This is a genomic window from Bradyrhizobium cenepequi, assembly GCF_020329485.1.
Classification (GTDB): domain Bacteria; phylum Pseudomonadota; class Alphaproteobacteria; order Rhizobiales; family Xanthobacteraceae; genus Bradyrhizobium; species Bradyrhizobium cenepequi.
In genome coordinates, this window is sequence record NZ_JAGKJI010000005.1 from 166,362 (window position 1) to 182,920 (window position 16,559).

The window sequence follows — 16,559 nt, forward strand, 5'->3', positions numbered from 1 at the left end:
ATCAATATGGAAGTCATTCTTTTGGAACGTGTCGCCAAGCTCGGTCAGATGGGCGAGGTCGTGAAGGTGCGCGACGGCTTTGCGCGTAATTTCCTCTTGAAGCGCGGCAAGGCGCTGCGGGCCACCGCCGATAACCGCGCCAAGTTCGAGGGCATGAAGGCCGACCTCGAGGCAAACAACATCAAGGCTAAGTCCGAAGCCGGCAAGGTTGCCGAGAAGATCGACGGCCGCGAGATCGTGATCATTCGCCAGGCCTCCGAAAGCGGTCAGCTGTTCGGCTCGGTCTCGGTGCGCGACATCGTCGCCGCGCTGGCGACCGACGGCATTATTGTCAGCCGGCCGCAAGTCTGGCTGGACTCGCCGATCAAAGTCATCGGCCAGCAGAAGGTGACGATCGCCGTCCACCCCGAGGTCGAGACCAGCGTCACCATCATCATCGCGCGAAGCGCTGACGAGGCCGAGCGCATCAAGCGCGGCGAAGACATCTCGACCCGCCAGGAAGACCAGGACGCCGCAGCCGAGGCCCTTGCCGCCGCCGGCGAGTTCTTCGATCCGGAAGCGCAGCACGAGGAGCCGGCGGAGCCGGCACCGGCTGCCGAGGAGAAATAAGCCTCTATTTACGGCAAGACAAAAGCCCGGCCTCGATCAGGCCGGGCTTTCGGATCGGGGCTGCCGCCCTTGAACAGGTCTGCCGCGGAACTGCGTTTTTATCGCGAGGTCGGAGGTTTCGGCGAGCTGGTCGGCGCAGCCGACCTGGAAGGCGACGTGGACGCCGTCACTGCTGAGTTGCAGGCGGCGCCGGAGCAGCAGCGGACGGGTTTCCCGACGGCTCAGGCGCGCTCGGAGCTGCAGCAGGCGACGCGGGCGTGGTCGGCGGAGCAGGCGTCAGCTCGCCGCCGCCGTTCTCCTTCGGCGCATCCACCCTGGCCGTATCCGGCTTGCTCTCCGAAGCAGGCTTGGCGCTTTCGGATGGCTTGTCGACGTCGCCCTTGCTGCCGTCGACCTTGCCAGCGTCGATCTTGGCGGCATCGTCTTTCGGCGTCGCGTCCGTGGCCGGCTCGGATTGCTTAGCAGGCTCAGGCTTGATTTCCTCGCTGGGCTTACCCCGCTTGCCCAGCTTCTGCTTTGCACCCGGCTTAGGCTCGGTGGCCTGCTCCAGGTCGGCCGCGTCAGGAGCCGCCTCGCTCGGCCGCGGTGACCGCTTGGAATTGCGCTTGTGCCGCCTGCCCTCGCCTTGTGGGTTGAGGCCGTCGGCGTCGGGCTTGGCGGCCTGCTGCGCATCGGGTGCAGGCTCAGGCGTACTCCACGGGAACAAGAATCTGCGGCTGGGCCGCTCCGGTTCCGGAGGATTGGCCGGGCGCGCGGCTTCCTGGTGCTTCGCATCCTTGCCGTGCTTGGCCTGATCCTGCCGGCCCTGATGTCGCGTATCGGAGGCGCCGTTGGAAACGAGGTAGGACGCAAGCAGCGAGGCCATATCGCTGCTGGTGGTGTAGTGCTGACGGAGGAACCCCGGCAGCCCCGAAGCGCTGACGCTCTTGAGCAGGCCGCGCGCGGACTTGTGGCAGGCGCTGCAGGTACCGGCAAAGATCTGCGAGGGACTTTTGCCTGCCTCAAGGTTGGTCGGCTGGGCGTGCGCCGAGTTGGCCGCAACGCCGGCGACAAGAACAATCACCGTCGCGAAAATGAGCGCTCGGCCCGACATCCCCCATTCTCCTGATCCTGGAAGCGCCTCCGGCCCTGCTCGACCCGGTCGCGGCGGGCTTCTTTTAGCCGATTATCGGGCGAATGGAAGCACAGTTGTGACGCATCCACGCAATTGTCACATTCGGGAATATCCGCTTTGACTACAACGCAATAGCGCTTCCCCCCGATCACACCTATCGTGATGTTGACTCACATTGGAACCATTTGTTCCACTGCGCGTCAGGGGTAACGGCCGGTCGCTATGGTGGTTCGATGGACCGTTTGTTGCGTTATTTCTTGGGGCAGTTCATTCGCCGTGGCGCGCTTACGGTCACGACCGCAAGCGGAGCGAAGATAACCTGCGGCGACCGCGCCACGCAGCCGGTCTCGGTGCGGTTCATGACCGCAGCTGCGGAGCGACGTGTGTTGCTCGATCCCGAACTCAGTCTCGGCGAAGCCTACATGGATGGCAGCTTCGTCGTCGAGAATGGCTCGATTGCGGATGCGCTTGCGATCCTGATGGATCAGCCGGACATGCTGCCGCGCTGGGCCAAGCCGCAATGGTTCCTGCGCTACCTCGGAAGGCACCTTTGGCAATTCAATCTGCGCGGCCGGTCGCGGCGCAACGTCGCTCACCACTATGACCTCGACGGCCGGCTCTATTCCCTCTTCCTCGACGCCGACAAGCAATATAGCTGCGCCTATTTCGAGACGCCGGATGCGACGCTGGATGACGCCCAGCTCGCCAAGAAGCGCCATCTTGCCGCCAAGCTCGTGGTGCGGCCGGGCCAGCGCGTGCTTGATATCGGTTCCGGCTGGGGCGGGCTTGGCCTCTACCTCGCCGAAATGACGGGCGCCGACGTCACCGGCGTCACGCTCTCCACCGAGCAGCTCCAGGTCTCGAACGCGCGGGCAGCGGAGAAGAACCTGTCGCAGTCGGCGCGCTTCCTGCTCCAGGACTATCGCGACATCCCCGGCCCGTTTGACCGCATCGTCTCGGTCGGCATGTTCGAACATGTGGGCGTCGACTTCTACGAAACCTATTTCCGCCGCTGCGCCGAACTGCTGACCGACGACGGCGTAATGGTGCTGCACTCGATCGGCCGGTCCACGGGGCCTGACGTGACGAGCCCCTGGATCGAGAAGTACATCTTCCCCGGCGGCTATATCCCGGCGCTCTCCGAAGTCATGCCCGCGATCGAGAAGGCCGGGCTCCTGGTCTGCGACATGGAGATCCTCCGCCTGCACTACGCGGAGACCTTGAAGGCCTGGCGCGAGCGCTTTATGGCGCGGCGCGAAGAAGCCGTCCGCCTTTATGACGAGCGGTTTGCGCGGATGTGGGAGTTCTACCTGGCGGCGTCCGAAATGTCGTTCCGCAAGCAGAACATGATGAACTTCCAGCTCCAGCTCACCAAGCGGCAGGGCGTCGTGCCGATCACGCGCGACTATATCGGCCAGGAAGAGGCCAGGTTGCGCGGACTCGAGCAGCGCGCGCGGCCGCGGCTGCAACTGGCTGGCGAATAAGTTCAATTGCGGAAGCTGAAGACCGAGCCGTAACAGGGAGAGAGTACGGCCGGACGCGCGAGCTGCGCCTCGACGGCGGCGAGCACATGCTTGTCGCAGGGAACATTGCGGATTTCCGGGCGCGATGTCTCTTCCATGGCGTCGATCAGCATCGACAGCCACCGCCGGTCGCCCTGTTCCGATTGTCGGATATGAAACCGCTGGCTCATCGCTTTAACTAACCCGAAACCCTTTGGTCCGTTCCCGCCTACCCTGCCGCAATAAAAATCATTCCCATGTGATCTGGTTCACAAGGTGGAGGGGCGGTTTGGGCGTAGATCACCGCCATGTCCCACGAGACCTACAGATCCTTGTTCGATCCGCCGCGCGACCTGAAAACGGACTACGCCCTGATCGCAGTGGGCATCGTCGCCGCTTTGGTTGCGTTCGCCTATCTCATCCTCACCTGAGATAGCGGGCCGAACACGCGCCGTTCCCTTGGACGTTGGTCCGTCCAGGGAGAATTAGGTTCAGCCTGCCCAAAAACTTTCCTCACGACTCGCCGCCCGATCCTGAAATCCGTCAAGCGTCATGCCGCCTTACTGCGTGATTCACACTTCGCTTGTGTGAATCGTGAATAAGGCGCATGGGCACTTCCGCTTCCGGCAGCGGTGGCGCTTTATCGCCGCCCCTGATCGGGGAATCCCAATAGCGGCGAAATCCGAAGCATAATCCCGTCCATGGCAACTGATTCGAACGTCCTCAAGCTCGCGCCCGAGCCGGGAAACCCGGCCTATCGCAGCGCACCGCACAATATCGAAGCGGAACAGGGCCTGTTGGGCGCCGTCCTGGTCAACAACGACGCCTTTTACCGCGTCTCGGATTTCCTCGAGCCGAAGCACTTCTTCGAGCCGCTGCACCAGACGATCTATGAGACCGCCGGTAGCCTGATCCGCATGGGCAAGGTCGCCACCCCCGTGACCCTGAAGACCTTCCTGCCGGCGGAGACCGACATTGGCGGCATGACGGTCGCCCAATACCTCGCCCGCCTCGCGGCCGAAGCGACCACGATCATCAATGCCCAGGATTATGGCCGGACCGTCTATGATCTGTCGCTGCGGCGCGACCTGATCCGGATCGGCGAGGACATGGTCAACGTCGCCTTCGACGCACCGGTGGATTTCGCGCCGCGCGCCCAGATCGAGGACGCCGAGCGGCAGCTTTACGAACTTGCGGAAACCGGCCGCTATGACGGCGGCTTTCAGCGCTTCGCCCAGGCGCTGACGGTGGCGGTCGACATGGCCGCGAAAGCGTTCCAGCGCGACGGCAAACTGTCGGGCATATCCACCGGCCTGCGCGACCTCGACGCCAAGATGGGCGGCCTGCAGTCGTCGGACCTCATCATCGTCGCCGGCCGCCCCGGCATGGGCAAGACCTCGCTCGCGACCAACATCGCCTACAACATCGCCAAGGCCTATGAGGGCGAGGTGCAGGCCGACGGCACCATCAAGGCGGTCCACGGCGGCGCAGTCGGCTTCTTCTCCTGCGAAATGTCGGGCGAGCAGCTCGCCACCCGTATTCTCGCCGAGCGCACCGGCATTCCTTCGAGCCACATCCGCCGCGGCGGCATCACCGAGATGGATTTCGAGAAGATCCGCGAGTGCTCGATCGAACTGCAGTCCCTGCCCTTCTATGTCGACGAGACCGGCGGCCTGTCGATCTCGCAGCTCACCGCACGGGCGCGGCGGCTGAAGCGGCAGAAGGGTCTCGACCTCATCGTCATCGACTACATCCAGCTCTTGCAGGGATCGGGCAAACGCGGCACCGACAACCGCGTCCAGGAAATCACGGAGATCACGACCAGCCTGAAGGCGCTGGCCAAGGAATTGAACGTTCCGGTGATCGCGTTGTCGCAGCTGTCGCGCCAGGTGGAAAACCGCGACGACAAGCGTCCGCAGCTTTCTGACCTGCGTGAATCCGGCTCGATCGAGCAGGACGCCGACGTGGTGCTGTTCGTGTACCGCGAGGAATACTACCTCGCGAACAAGGAACCGCGCGCCGGCACGCCGGAATACGAGAAGTGGCAGCTTGACATGGACCTCGCCCACGGCAAGGCCGAAGTCATCATCGGCAAGCAGCGCCACGGCCCGACCGGCACGGTCGAACTGCACTTCGAAGCCAGCGTGACGCGGTTCGGCGATCTCGCCCATGACGGTCAATTGCCGGACCGGTCCTATTGATGCGCGGTTGAACCGATGCGGCCGCCCGCGTAAAACGGCTTCATGAACGTCGCCTCCGATCCGAAATCGATCCCGCTGAGCTCGCCACTTACGCCCGACGCAAACCAGCTCGCGGTGCCGCCGACTGCCACTGGTGTCCTGACCGTTGATCTCGACGCCATCATCGCCAACTGGCGCAAGCTCGAGAAGACCGCGGTTCCGGCCGAATGCGGCGCCGTCGTGAAGGCGGACGGCTATGGTTGCGGCGCGGCACAGGTTTCGCGGGCATTGGCCGGCGCCGGCTGCAAGACCTTCTTCGTCGCCAATGTCGAAGAGGCGCGCGCCGTCCGCGAGGCGGCGCCGTCTGCCACCATCTATGCGCTCGGCGGCTTCTTCCAGAACACCGGCGACAGCTACGCCAAGATCGACTGCCAGCCCGTGATCGGTGACCTCAACGAACTCGCCGAATGGGACGTGTTCTGCCGCCGCTCCGGCTGGTCGGGCGGTGCCGCTGTCCACATCGACACCGGCATGAACCGGCTCGGGCTTACGATCAACGAAGCGCAGGGCATTATCCCGCGCATCAATGCCGGCGATCACGGCATCACGCTGGTGATGAGCCACCTCGTCGCAGCCGAGCAGCTCCACAATCCGATCAACGCCAGGCAGCTCACGACCTTCCGCGAGATTGCGAGCCTGTTCACCGGCGTGCCGGCATCGCTTGCGAACTCCTCCGGCATTTTCCTTGGCCCCCAATTCCAGTTCGATCTGGCACGGCCGGGAGCTGCACTTTACGGCGTCAACCCGACGCCCGAGGCCGACAACCCCATGCGGCCGGTGGTCGATCTCAAGGCCCGCATCGTGCAGATCCGCAACATCGATCGCGGCGAGACCGTCGGCTATGGCGGCACCTGGACCGCGCGGCGGCCGACGCGATTGGCGGTCATCTCGGTCGGCTATGCCGACGGCTATTTCCGTGCGGCAGGCTCGAACGACGGCACGCGCGGCGCCGAGGTGGTGGTCGCTGGCAAGCGCTGTCCGATCGCCGGCCGCATTTCCATGGACCTGATTGCCGTCGACGTCACCGAACTCGACAAGAATGCCGTGCGGCGCGGCCACATGGTCACCCTGATCGGCGAAGGCATCACGGTCGACGAACTCGCGCATCATTTCGGCACCATCGGCTACGAGGTGCTGACCAGCCTCGGTCCGCGTTATGCGCGCATCTACACGGGCGGCAATCCCACGGAGGAGGCGGCGCCGCCTGCCGATTCCGGCAATGCGCCCACCTGATCGGGCCGGCACGGATCGCGGTCGCCTCGACGCATGAAGATCGCGACCTTCAACATCAACAATATCAACCGCCGTCTGCCGAACCTGCTGCGCTGGCTGCGCGCGGCAAAGCCTGATGTCGTCAGCCTGCAGGAACTGAGGGCGGCCGATACCGAGTTTCCGTTTCGCGCAATCGAGGAGGCCGGCTATGGCGCGGTTTGGCGCGGGCAGAAGACTTGGAACGGCGTTGCGATCCTTTCGCGACAAGCCGAGCCGGTGTTGATCCGCACCGCCCTGCCCGGCGACCGCACGGACAACGAGGCGCGCTATATCGAGGCCGCGGTCAAGGGCATCATCGTCACCAGCCTCTATTTGCCGAACGGCAATCCGCAACCGGGACCAAAATTCGACTACAAGCTCGCTTGGTTCAGGCGGCTGCGCGCGCACGCCGCGAAGTTCCTCAAAGAAGATATTCCGGTCGTGCTCGCCGGCGACTACAACGTCGCGCCGACGGAGCTCGACATCTATCCGACGCGGTCCTGGGACAAGGATGCATTAATCCAGCCGAAGAGCCGCGCGGCGTATAAGGCGCTCGTCGACCAGGGCTGGTGCGACGCGATCCGCACGCTGCATCCGGCAAAGCCGATGTTCACCTTCTGGGACTACAAGCGCAACCGCTGGCCGCGCGATGCGGGGCTGAGACTCGATCATCTGCTGCTCAGCCCCACACTCGCACCGCGCCTGACGAAGGCCGGCGTCGACCGCGATATCCGAGGTGAAGAAGGCGCGAGCGACCATGCTCCGGCGTGGATCGTGCTGCGGTGATTATGCCGTAGGATGGGTAGAGCGCAGCGAAACCCATCGCGATGAAGCAAGCCGCACGAATGATGGGTTTCGCTGCGCTCTACCCATCCTACGATTGTCGTCCCGTCGAAAGACGGGACCCATAACCGCAGGCCTTCGTGATGTGCTCCGCTGCAACCGCTTGCTTGGACCACAACGACTCCCTGTGGTTATGGGTCCTGGCCTTCGCCAGGACGACGGGGTTGGTTCTGATTCAACTGTCAAACAGCGGAGGGGATGTGAGTCTATATTCTCGCGGCATGAAGTGCCCGAGTTTTGCGTCTCGTTTCACCCTCTCATCGAGTAGAGGGCGCAGGGAAAGCCGGGTGCCGGTTGCACCCGTGGGCCCCGTGCGACAAAAAGCACGGGGGTAGGACCACAGGTCAACCGGAGCAACACCGGCTTTCCCTGCGCAGTGGTTTACGGCTTACTTCGTGCTCTTCCCGGTGACCGGGCTTTCTTGCCACCGTCACTCTGCGGACACTTGATCCACAGAACTTAGCGCCAGCGTCGGGGCGCCAGAACCACACGACTTCGCCGTCCACGGATAGTCACGCTCGTCAGTCGCAACACCCGCGTCCACCGCATCCCACCGCAACGTTCGTGACGATCGCGAGCCGCCCCTCATTCGGGTGAGACGCGCGGAGTCATAGCGGTGATTTGCCCGACGACGGAAGCGGAATGTTTTTCGCGTGAAGGGTGGACGGGGCAAATCACGTTGGAATCGCTGATGAATTTTCCTCCGTCATTCCGGGGCATCGCGAAGCGATGAGCCCGGAATCCATTTCGCCACCTGCGCCTGAGGCCCGATGGATTCTCTGATGTGCAATTGCACATCATAGCTCGCGCTTCGCGCGCCCCGGAATGACGGAGAGTGTTCAGGACGCGACATCCCGAAAGTTGCTAGGCTGTCTTCCCCCTGAACGAGTCGCGGACACTATCTCGTGGGCTACCTCTTCGTCCTCATCGTCGGTCTGATCGCCGGCACCCTTTCGGGCATCGTCGGCACGGGATCGTCGATCATGCTGATGCCGGTGCTGATCTATGAGTTCGGGCCGAAGCAAGCGGTGCCGATCATGGCGGTCGCCGCGGTGATGGCGAATCTTTCGCGCATCCTTGCCTGGTGGCGCGACGTTGATTGGCGGGCCTGCGCCGCCTACTCCATCACCGGCATCCCGGCCGCGGCGCTTGGTGCGCGCACGCTGCTGGCGCTGCCCTCTCGCGCGGTCGATATCGCGATCGGCCTGTTCCTGATCGCGATGGTGCCGGTGCGGCACTGGCTGGCGCGGCATCAACTGAAAGCGCAGTTGTGGCATCTCGCGCTGGGCGGCGCCATCATCGGCTATCTCACGGGCATCGTGGTCTCGACCGGGCCTTTGAGCGTGCCGCTCTTCCTGTTCTATGGCCTCACCAGGGGCGCATTTCTTGCCACCGAGGCCGCAAGCTCGCTCGGCCTTTATTTGAGCAAGTCGGTGACGTTCGAACGTTTCGGCGCACTCACTGCGGACGTCGCCCTGAAAGGCCTGATCGCCGGCTCGTCGCTGATGGCGGGAGCTTTCGTCGCCAAGCGCTTCGTGCTGCGGCTCGAACCGGATGTCTTCCGCGTAATCATGGACGGCATCATGCTTCTCGCCGGCGCATCGCTGTTGTGGTCGGCGGCAAGTCACTAAATCGGCGCCCACTCATCCCCGCGATCTCGGCATCGTCGGGCTTCATTCCATGCTATGGGAAGATTGATTCGAACCTCACGCCCTCCACCAGCATGGCCAAAAGCACCCTCTCCTTTGTCTGCCAGAATTGCGGCGCGGCGTATAATCGCTGGCAGGGCAAGTGTGAGTCCTGCAGTGAGTGGAACACGCTGGCGGAGGAGGACTCGACCGGCAACGTGCCGGTGTCGATCCGCTCCAAGCGCAAGGGACGGACGTTTGCGCTGGAGTCGCTCTCCGGCAAGAGCCACGACGCTCCCCGCCTCTCCTCCGGGATGGTCGAGCTCGATCGCGTCACCGGCGGCGGTTTCGTGCGCGGGTCGGTGCTGCTGGTGGGCGGCGATCCCGGCATCGGCAAGTCGACGCTGCTGACGCAGGCGACCAGCATGCTGGCGCGTGCCGGGCACCGCGCGGTCTACATATCAGGCGAGGAAGCGGTGGCGCAGGTGCGGCTGCGCGCCGAGCGGCTGGGGCTTGCGAATGCGCCGGTGCAGCTCGCTTCCGAAACCTCGGTCGAGGATATCGTCTCGACGCTGTCCGAAGGCACCGTGCCGCGCCTGATCGTGATCGACTCGATCCAGACCATGTGGACCGACACGGTCGAATCCGCGCCCGGCACGGTGACCCAGGTCCGCGCCTCGGCGCAGGCTCTGATTCGCTTCGCCAAGAAGACCGGCGCGGCCATCATCCTGGTCGGGCATGTCACCAAGGACGGCCAGATCGCGGGCCCTCGCGTGGTCGAGCACATGGTCGACGCGGTGCTGTCATTCGAGGGCGAAGGCTCGCAGCAGTTCCGCATCCTGCGCGCGGTCAAGAACCGCTTCGGCCCGACCGACGAGATCGGGGTGTTCGAGATGACGGGGCTGGGCCTGCGCGAGGTCTCCAACCCTTCCGAATTGTTCCTTTCCGAACGCGATCTCGGCAGTCCCGGCACCGCCGTCTTTGCCGGGATCGAGGGCACCCGCCCGGTGCTGGTGGAATTGCAGGCATTGGTGGCGCCGACCTCGCTCGGCACGCCGCGGCGCGCGGTCGTTGGCTGGGACCCGAGCCGGCTCTCAATGGTGCTGGCGGTGCTGGAGGCGCATTGCGGCGTGAAACTCTCCGGCCACGACGTCTACCTGAACGTCGCGGGCGGCCTGCGCATCCAGGAACCCGCCGCCGACCTTGCCGCGGCTGCCGCGCTGGTATCCTCGCTCGTCAACGCTCCCCTGCCAACGGATGCGGTCTATTTCGGCGAAGTTTCGCTGTCCGGCGCCATCCGGCCGGTGGCGCAGACCTCGGCCCGGCTGAAAGAGGCGGCAAAACTCGGCTTCGGCCGCGCCGTGCTGCCCGAATCGGCCCGTGGCGATGTCAGCGATGCCGGCCTTGCCCTGAATAGCGTCGGCGGACTGACCACGCTGGTGGCCGAGATCGCCGCCCGCGGCACGCCGAGGGGCAATCACCAGACCCAGCGAGACGCCGAACCCGTTGAGAAAAATGCCACACCGGCCCGATTCCGTCGCGAGAAGGGCTAAAGCAGGGTGACCTTGATCGCCCTCGCCGCTATACATCGCGCCGCGCGGGGTAGGTGCTTTCCGGCCTTGCCGGAGCTGCCATAACCCCGTCAGCTAGGACGGAACCGAAACGCCGATTCGCCGGCAGCTGAGCCTTGCAGACCTAAGAAGAACGAGCGGACCTGACCAGCCGATGCCGATAACGATCCTCGATCTCGTCCTGCTCGCGGTGATGCTGATCTCGGGCCTGCTTGCGATGGTGCGCGGCTTCATGCGCGAGATCCTGTCGATCGCGGCCTGGGGCGCGGCGGCGCTGGTCACGCTTTATGCTTTCTCGAAGCTTTTGCCGACTGCCAAAACTTACTTCAACAACGACACGGTCGCAGCCGTCGTAGTGGTCGCCGGCACGTTCATTGGTACCCTGATTGTGGTGTCCATCATCACGGTGCGGATCTCCGACATGATCCTGGATTCGCGCATCGGCGCGCTCGACCGCACGCTCGGCTTCCTGTTCGGGCTGGCGCGCGGGCTCCTGATCGTGGTCGTCGCCTTCCTGTTCTTCAGTTGGCTGGTTCCTGACAAGCAACGGCCGGACTGGGTGACGGGCGCAAAATCCCGCGTGGTGCTGCAAGGAACCGGGGATTGGCTGATGTCGCTCTTGCCTGACGACCCCGAGAACACCATCTTAAAGCGGTTCAAGAAAAACAAACCGGAAGACGACCAGACTGACGCCGAACCTGCCGCGCCGGCGTCGAGCGATGGCTATAGTAAACCTGCCCGCGACAGCCTGAAAAAGCTGATCGAAAAACCTGCGGGCCGTTAAACCTTGACTTAGGCTTGCTGGACTAAACCCAGCGCAGGCCACAAAGAAAGGCGATGAACGCGATGCAATCCCCTTCCGATCACGCCGAGCAACTTGATCCCGCTTCCGGGCCCATCGAATTGCAGGATGATCTCGAAGGCGACACGCTACGCGAGGAGTGCGGCGTGTTCGGCATTTTCGGCCACCCCGAAGCCGCCGCCATCGCGGCGCTCGGATTGCACGCCCTCCAGCATCGCGGCCAGGAAGCCTGCGGCATCGTCACCTTCGATGGCAGCCGCTTCCATTCCGAGCGCCGGCTCGGCCTGGTCGGCGACACCTTCTCCCGCCGCGAAGTGATCGAGCGCCTGCCCGGCACAGTCGCGGTCGGCCATGTACGCTATTCCACCACCGGCGCCACCATCCTGCGCAACGTGCAGCCGCTGTTCGCCGAACTCAACGCCGGCGGCTTCGCGGTCGGCCATAACGGCAACCTCACCAACGGGCTGTCACTGCGCCGCGAGCTCGTGAAGAACGGCGCCATGATGCAGTCGACCACCGATACCGAGGTGATCCTGCATCTGGTCGCGCAATCCAAGCGCAGCCATTTCATCGACCGCTTCATCGAGGCGCTGCGCGCGATCGAAGGCGCCTATTCGCTGGTCGCCCTGACCAACAAGAAGCTGGTCGGCGCGCGCGATCCGCTCGGCATCCGCCCCTTGGTGCTCGGCGACCTCGACGGCCGGCCGATCCTGACCTCGGAGACCTGCGCGCTCGACATGATCGGCGCCAAATATGTCCGCGACATCGAACCCGGCGAGATCATCGTGTTCGACGAGAACGGCGCCCACAGTCACAAGCCGTTCCCGCCGAAGCCGCCGCGGCCGTGCATCTTCGAATACATCTATTTCTCGCGGCCCGACTCTATCGTCGGCGGCCGTTCGGTCTATGAGGTGCGCAAGGCGTTCGGTGCGCAGCTTGCCCGCGAGAGCCATCCGGACATCGACGTCGTGGTGCCGGTGCCGGACTCCGGCGTGCCTGCCGCAGTCGGCTACAGCCAGTATTCCGGCGTGCCGTTCGAGCTCGGCATCATCCGCAACCACTATGTCGGCCGCACCTTCATCCAGCCGACCCAGAGCGTGCGCGAGCTTGGCGTGCGCATGAAGCATTCGGCCAACCGCGCCGCGATCGAAGGCAAGCGCATCATCCTGATCGACGACTCGCTGGTGCGCGGCACCACCTCGAAGAAGATCGTGCGCATGATGCGCGACGCCGGCGCCCGCGAGGTGCATTTCCGCCTTGCCTCCCCGCCGATCCTCTATCCCGACTATTACGGCATCGACCTGCCCGACCGCGGCGGCCTGCTCGCGGCGACGCACACGCTGGAGGAGATGCGCGAGATCATCGGCGCGGACTCGCTCGCCTTCCTATCGATCGACGGCATGTATCGCGCCATGGGCTATCCCGCCGGCCGCGATCCCGCCAACCCGAAATTCGCCGACCACTGTTTCACGGGCACCTATCCGACGAACCTCACCGACCACAGCGAATCCGAGCCGCAGCCGCGGCAATTGTCGCTGCTGGCGGAGGCGAGCTAGTTGTCGTCCCGGCGAAGGCCGGGACGACGTAAGAGACTACTCGAATGACAAAGCCCCTCGCCTTCCGCATCGCCCTCGTCACCGGCGCCTCACGCGGCATCGGCTATGCCACCGCGCTCGCGCTGGCGAAGGCCGGCGCGCACATCGTTGCGGTGGCGCGGACCCAAGGCGGGTTGGAGGAACTCGACGACGAGATCCGGCAAAGCGGCGGCAGCGCCACGCTGGTGCCGCTCAGCCTGACCGATTCCGACGGCATCGCACGCCTCGGCGCCGCGCTGCATGAGCGCCACGGCAAGCTCGACATCCTTGTCGGCAATGCCGGCGTCGCCGGGCCCTCCTCGCCGCTCGGCCATATCGACCTGAAATCGTGGAACGATGTGATGGCGATCAACGTGACCGCCAACTTCCAGCTCATCCGCTGCATGGAGCCGCTGCTCAAAGTATCCGATGCGGGACGCGCGGTGTTCATCACCTCGGGCGCGGCCAACAAGGCGCTCGCCTATCTCGGCCCGTACGCCGCGTCGAAGGCCGCGCTGGAAACGCTGGCGCGCGTCTGGGCCAACGAGACGGTGAGCACCAAGCTGCGCGTCAACCTGTTCAACCCCGGCCCGATCCGCACCCGCATGCGTGCCGCCGTGTTTCCCGGTGAGGACCCGATGGATCTCGACACGCCGGAACAGGCGGCGGAATTCATCGTGCCGATGTGCATGCCTGAGTGGAACGAGACCGGCAGGTTCTTCGACTACCCGACGCGCAAGCTGATGAGCTTTCATCCGCCGGCGTAGTTCTTCCGTCGTTGCGAGCGAAGAGAAGCAATGACAGCGGCTGACAGTTGACACCCTTCCCGCCCCGCGATTGACTGCTACCTGAGCGGGCAAACCGCGAACAAGAAAATCACGGGAGGCAGTCATGACGCCGAGGCTCAATCGCGCGCGCTTCACCCTTTTCGCATTCGTCTCAACCTGTATCGCCTGCTTCTGCGTGTCGGCGCCGTCGCATGCCGGCGACATTCCGACCTTCGCGGTCGATGCGACCTGGCCAAAGCCGCTGCCGAACAATTGGATCCTCGGACAGGTCGGCGGCATCACCGTCGACTGGCAGGGCCACATCTGGGTGATCCAGCGCCCGCGCTCGCTGACCGATGACGAGAAAGGCGCAACGCTCAATCCGCCGCGTTCGAAATGCTGTGTCCCGGCGCCGCCGGTGCTCGAGTTCGACGCCGACGGCAATCTCTTGCGCGCCTGGGGCGGGCCCGGCGACGGCTATGAATGGGTCGGCCGCGAGCACGGCATCGAGGTCGACGAGCGCGGCTTCGTCTGGGTAGGCGGCAATGCCGACAATGACAACGCGATCCTGAAATTCACGCTCGACGGCAAGTTCGTCTCCCAGATCGGCAAGATCGCGCCGAGCAAAGGCAGTAGTGATACCACCCAGCTCGGCAAGCCTGCGGAGACCGCGATCGACAAGGAGGCCAACGAGATCTTCGTCGCCGACGGCTACGGCAACCGCCGCGTGATCGTGTTCGATGCCACCACCGGCGCGTACAAGCGGCATTGGGGCGCCTACGGTCATCCGCCCACCGACGACAAGCAGCCGCCCTATGATCCGAAGGCACCGGTCGCCCAACAATTCGGCAATCCCGTGCATTGCGTGAAGCTCGCCAATGACGGGCTGGTCTATGTCTGCGACCGCATCAACAACCGTATCCAAGTGTTCAAGAAGGATGGGACTTTCGTCAAGGAGTGGGTCTTTGAAAAGAATACGCTCGGCAACGGCGCGGTGTGGGATATCGCGCTCTGGCCCGATCCGAAACAAATGTATCTCTTGAGCGCCGACGGCGAGAACAACGAGATCCGGGTCATCAGGCGCGACGATGGCACCGTGGTCGGCAGTTTCGGCCGCAGCGGTCGCAATGCCGGGCAATTCCACTGGGTCCACGCCATGGCCGTCGACGCCAAGGGGAACGTCTATACTGCCGAGGTCGACAACGCCAAGCGCATCCAGAAATTCAAACTGACCTCCGATGCGCTACGATAAGCGCATTGCCGGACGGCGCGAGACAGGATAAGCGGAACCTGAGATCGTCCCATCGATCGCGCCGCTGGCGAAAGGCCCCGAAAGAGGGCCATGCCGGCATTAACAGGAGGGAACACATGAAAACGACGCTCGCGCGGCGCTACGCCGCGCTATTGGCTTGTGCCGGATTGGGTCTTGCGACCCCGGCCTTCGCCCAGAACAAGGCTCAGGACAAAACCGTCAAGATCGGCGTGTTGAACGACATGTCGAGCCTTTACGCCGACATCGGCGGCGCCAACTCGGTCGCCGCGGTCAATCTCGCAGTCGAGGATTCCGGCCTGCGCGCCAAGGGCTGGAAGATCGAGGTGCTGAGCGGCGATCACCAGAACAAGCCGGACGTCGGCGTCAACATCGCCCGGCAATGGATCGACAACGAGAAGGTCGACGTCATCGTCGATACGCCGAACTCGGGCGTCGCGCTGGCAGTCAGCAACCTCGTCAAAGAGAAGAACGCGGTGCTGCTCAACTCGGGTGCGGCCACCGCCGATCTCACCGGCAAGGCCTGCACGCCGAACACGATCTCCTACACCTACGACACCTACATGCTCGCCAACGGCACCGGCAAGGCGCTGACCAAGGCCGGCGGCAATAGCTGGTTCTTCCTGACCTCCGACTATGCCTTCGGCCATGCGCTGGAGCGCGACACGGCCGCGGTCGTCTTAGCCAATGGCGGCAAGGTGCTGGGCGGCGTGAAGCATCCGCTCAATACATCGGACTTCTCTTCGTTCCTGCTGCAGGCGCAGTCGTCGAAGGCAAAGGTGGTCGGGCTTGCGAACGCCGGCGGCGACACCACCAACTCGATCAAGCAGGCATCGGAATTCGGCATCGTCGCCGGCGGCCAGAAGCTCGCAGCGCTCTTGCTCTTCATCACCGACGTGCATTCGCTCGGCCTGAAGACGGCGCAGGGCCTGACGTTTACGGAATCCTTCTACTGGGACATGAACGACAAGACCCGCGAATGGTCGAAGCGTTTCGCCAAGGTGTCGCCGAAGGGCATGATGCCGTCGATGACGGTCGCCGGCAATTACGCCGCCGTGCTGCATTACCTCAAGGTGCTCGACGCGATGGGCGGCAACACGCATGATGGCGCCAAGACCGTTGCCAAGATGAAGGAACTGCCGACCGACGATCCCCTGTTCGGCAAGGGCCCGCTGCGCGCCGACGGCCGCCGCATCATCCCGGCCTATCTGTTCGAGGTGAAGAAGCCGGAAGAGTCCAAATATCCGTGGGACTATTACAAGCTGGTCGCCACCATCCCGCCGGAAGACGCGGCCAAGCCGCTGGAAGCCAGCGAATGCCCGCTGGTGAAGAAGTAAGAGTCCGTAGGGTGGGTTAGCCGCAAGGCGTAACCCACCTTTTCTCTCGCA

The 16,559-nt window shown here is 64.1% G+C and carries 15 protein-coding genes; 13 read left to right on the forward strand and 2 right to left on the reverse strand.

The genetic code is table 11. The features are described 5' to 3' along the window. Nucleotides 1-6: 6 nt before the first annotated feature. A complete protein-coding gene (gene rplI / locus J6497_RS09025) occupies nt 7-609 on the forward strand; it encodes a 50S ribosomal protein L9 (RefSeq protein ID WP_225703901.1) in 603 nt (200 codons plus the stop codon). A 166-nt stretch (nt 610-775) separates the two neighbouring features. On the opposite strand, the gene J6497_RS09030 is transcribed toward rplI, so the two are convergent. Then, on the reverse strand, nt 776-1,702 hold the full coding sequence (locus J6497_RS09030; RefSeq protein WP_225703902.1) for a hypothetical protein: 927 nt from the start codon (nt 1,700-1,702) through the stop codon (nt 776-778). 254 nt (nt 1,703-1,956) lie between these two features. On the opposite strand from J6497_RS09030, the gene J6497_RS09035 reads away from it, so the two are divergent. Next, nucleotides 1,957-3,207, forward strand: a complete 1,251-nt coding sequence (locus J6497_RS09035; RefSeq protein ID WP_225703903.1) for a cyclopropane fatty acid synthase — start codon at nt 1,957-1,959, stop codon at nt 3,205-3,207. A 2-nt stretch (nt 3,208-3,209) separates the two neighbouring features. Here the strand turns inward: J6497_RS09035 and J6497_RS09040 are convergent, their stop codons facing one another. Further along, the gene (locus J6497_RS09040; protein WP_225703904.1) at nt 3,210-3,359 is read right to left on the reverse strand and encodes a hypothetical protein; all 150 of its coding nucleotides are present in this window, start codon (nt 3,357-3,359) and stop codon (nt 3,210-3,212) included. A 174-nt stretch (nt 3,360-3,533) separates the two neighbouring features. Between J6497_RS09040 and J6497_RS41195 the strand changes: the two genes are divergently transcribed. The 11 genes from J6497_RS41195 to J6497_RS09090 all read left to right on the forward strand — a co-directional run bounded on the left by J6497_RS41195 (nt 3,534) and on the right by J6497_RS09090 (nt 16,508). Beyond that, nucleotides 3,534-3,656 (forward strand): hypothetical protein, encoded by a 123-nt coding sequence (locus J6497_RS41195; protein ID WP_256378872.1) that lies wholly within the window; start codon nt 3,534-3,536, stop codon nt 3,654-3,656. A 270-nt stretch (nt 3,657-3,926) separates the two neighbouring features. Beyond that, a complete protein-coding gene (locus J6497_RS09045; RefSeq protein ID WP_225703905.1) occupies nt 3,927-5,426 on the forward strand; it encodes a replicative DNA helicase in 1,500 nt (499 codons plus the stop codon). Nucleotides 5,427-5,468: 42 nt separating this feature from the next. Continuing rightward, nucleotides 5,469-6,698 (forward strand): alanine racemase, encoded by a 1,230-nt coding sequence (gene alr / locus J6497_RS09050; protein ID WP_225703906.1) that lies wholly within the window; start codon nt 5,469-5,471, stop codon nt 6,696-6,698. A gap of 33 nt (nt 6,699-6,731) precedes the next feature. Beyond that, nucleotides 6,732-7,502: an exodeoxyribonuclease III gene (locus J6497_RS09055; protein WP_225703907.1), complete on the forward strand. Its 771-nt coding sequence runs from the start codon at nt 6,732-6,734 to the stop codon at nt 7,500-7,502. A gap of 962 nt (nt 7,503-8,464) precedes the next feature. Continuing rightward, nucleotides 8,465-9,190 carry a sulfite exporter TauE/SafE family protein gene (locus J6497_RS09060; protein ID WP_225703908.1) on the forward strand — a complete coding sequence of 242 codons (726 nt, stop codon included), beginning with the start codon at nt 8,465-8,467 and terminating at the stop codon, nt 9,188-9,190. A gap of 92 nt (nt 9,191-9,282) precedes the next feature. After that, complete coding sequence (gene radA, locus J6497_RS09065) at nt 9,283-10,740, forward strand: DNA repair protein RadA (protein ID WP_225703909.1); 1,458 nt, start codon at nt 9,283-9,285, stop codon at nt 10,738-10,740. Nucleotides 10,741-10,912: 172 nt separating this feature from the next. Further along, complete coding sequence (locus J6497_RS09070; RefSeq protein WP_225703910.1) at nt 10,913-11,542, forward strand: CvpA family protein; 630 nt, start codon at nt 10,913-10,915, stop codon at nt 11,540-11,542. Nucleotides 11,543-11,604: 62 nt separating this feature from the next. Continuing rightward, nucleotides 11,605-13,116 carry an amidophosphoribosyltransferase gene (gene purF / locus J6497_RS09075; RefSeq protein ID WP_225703983.1) on the forward strand — a complete coding sequence of 504 codons (1,512 nt, stop codon included), beginning with the start codon at nt 11,605-11,607 and terminating at the stop codon, nt 13,114-13,116. Between the two features lie 44 nt (nt 13,117-13,160). After that, nucleotides 13,161-13,901: an SDR family NAD(P)-dependent oxidoreductase gene (locus J6497_RS09080; protein ID WP_225703911.1), complete on the forward strand. Its 741-nt coding sequence runs from the start codon at nt 13,161-13,163 to the stop codon at nt 13,899-13,901. Nucleotides 13,902-14,025: 124 nt separating this feature from the next. Further along, a complete protein-coding gene (locus J6497_RS09085; RefSeq protein ID WP_225703912.1) occupies nt 14,026-15,153 on the forward strand; it encodes an NHL repeat-containing protein in 1,128 nt (375 codons plus the stop codon). Nucleotides 15,154-15,269: 116 nt separating this feature from the next. Then, complete coding sequence (locus J6497_RS09090) at nt 15,270-16,508, forward strand: ABC transporter substrate-binding protein (RefSeq protein WP_225703913.1); 1,239 nt, start codon at nt 15,270-15,272, stop codon at nt 16,506-16,508. The last annotated feature ends 51 nt before the right edge of the window (nt 16,509-16,559 follow it).

Coding starts and splice junctions, on each gene's coding strand:
- rplI (WP_225703901.1), top strand. CDS start 7: ATGGAAGTCATTCTTTTGGAACGTGTCGCCAAGCTCGGTCAGATGGGC.
- J6497_RS09030 (WP_225703902.1), bottom strand. CDS start 1,702: ATGTCGGGCCGAGCGCTCATTTTCGCGACGGTGATTGTTCTTGTCGCC.
- J6497_RS09035 (WP_225703903.1), top strand. CDS start 1,957: ATGGACCGTTTGTTGCGTTATTTCTTGGGGCAGTTCATTCGCCGTGGC.
- J6497_RS09040 (WP_225703904.1), bottom strand. CDS start 3,359: ATGCTGATCGACGCCATGGAAGAGACATCGCGCCCGGAAATCCGCAAT.
- J6497_RS41195 (WP_256378872.1), top strand. CDS start 3,534: ATGTCCCACGAGACCTACAGATCCTTGTTCGATCCGCCGCGCGACCTG.
- J6497_RS09045 (WP_225703905.1), top strand. CDS start 3,927: ATGGCAACTGATTCGAACGTCCTCAAGCTCGCGCCCGAGCCGGGAAAC.
- alr (WP_225703906.1), top strand. CDS start 5,469: ATGAACGTCGCCTCCGATCCGAAATCGATCCCGCTGAGCTCGCCACTT.
- J6497_RS09055 (WP_225703907.1), top strand. CDS start 6,732: ATGAAGATCGCGACCTTCAACATCAACAATATCAACCGCCGTCTGCCG.
- radA (WP_225703909.1), top strand. CDS start 9,283: ATGGCCAAAAGCACCCTCTCCTTTGTCTGCCAGAATTGCGGCGCGGCG.
- J6497_RS09070 (WP_225703910.1), top strand. CDS start 10,913: ATGCCGATAACGATCCTCGATCTCGTCCTGCTCGCGGTGATGCTGATC.
- purF (WP_225703983.1), top strand. CDS start 11,605: ATGCAATCCCCTTCCGATCACGCCGAGCAACTTGATCCCGCTTCCGGG.
- J6497_RS09080 (WP_225703911.1), top strand. CDS start 13,161: ATGACAAAGCCCCTCGCCTTCCGCATCGCCCTCGTCACCGGCGCCTCA.
- J6497_RS09085 (WP_225703912.1), top strand. CDS start 14,026: ATGACGCCGAGGCTCAATCGCGCGCGCTTCACCCTTTTCGCATTCGTC.
- J6497_RS09090 (WP_225703913.1), top strand. CDS start 15,270: ATGAAAACGACGCTCGCGCGGCGCTACGCCGCGCTATTGGCTTGTGCC.